Raw genomic sequence first — 975 nt, forward strand, 5'->3', positions numbered from 1 at the left:
TGAAGGAGTGCCACTACTACGACAGCTACGCCGATGGCGGCTCCAAGTGCAGGATTGCGGAACGCGATGTATGCGGTGATTGCGCCCACGAGCAGTAGCAGCAGCGCACGAACACTGATCTGGTTTATCAAGTCCTCCAGGTCGCATGAGAATCTGCCGACCAGCGTCGATGCCGTCCAGGAGCCGTTGATGGGCGCTGACGATCAACCACGACCCTTCACACGCGCTGACATCCGTTGGGGCTACTGGCACCATGACCGAGACAGCTTCTGACGATTCCTGACAGCAGCGGGGGGACCGGGGTGCCGAAGTGGAAGATGCCTGACTTGTCTGAGGGCCCACTGCGAGTCCTCAACCAGGAACTGCACTCCTTGCACGAGAAAGCTGGCTACCCCTCAGCCCGGGAACTTCACCTTGCGGTCGATGAAGCCGTGAGTCACACCAAGATCCATCACGCCTTCACCAAGCCCGTCCTGCCTTCGTGGGGCGTGATCGATGTGGTGGTGGAACAGCTCGCCAAGAAAGCCCACCCTCGGCTGGTGCCTGAAGTCGAGGTCAACCGGTTCAAGGCCCTGTGGGATGCTGCGCACGACGAAGAAGGCGCTCCAGACGCTGAACCAGAGGACGAGAACTTCCGCGGGGTCCTCGTAGAGGATTCGCGACCGAAGGCAGAGGTCAAGCCCCAGGCCGGCGGCCCCGTAGGAGATCACGCCATTAGCGCGCCCCCGCCGGTGACCCAAGCCAGCGGCAGCGAGGTGGAACGCTGGGTCCGCGTCGCCGCCCAAGCCGGAAACACCGAGGCCATGCGCCACCTCGGCCGTTGCTTGGAAGAACAGGGCAGCGATCAGGAGGCTGAACACTGGTACCGCACAGCAGCCCATGCTGGTGACGTCCTCGCCATGACCGACCTCGGCAATCTCCTCGTCAGGAACGGAGACCCGATCGAAGGCGCCGAGTGGCACGATCGTTCCCGGG

General features: G+C 63.0%; 1 protein-coding gene. It reads left to right on the top strand.

Annotated features, from left to right (window positions below; genetic code table 11):
- Positions 1 to 431: 431 nt before the first annotated feature.
- Positions 432 to 975 (top strand): tetratricopeptide repeat protein (locus VXC91_RS46075; RefSeq protein ID WP_408057639.1); only part of this gene is annotated, 544 nt, incomplete at its 3' end.

The sequence above is a fragment of the Streptomyces chiangmaiensis genome (genome assembly GCF_036281785.1).
Taxonomy (GTDB): domain Bacteria; phylum Actinomycetota; class Actinomycetes; order Streptomycetales; family Streptomycetaceae; genus Streptomyces; species Streptomyces chiangmaiensis.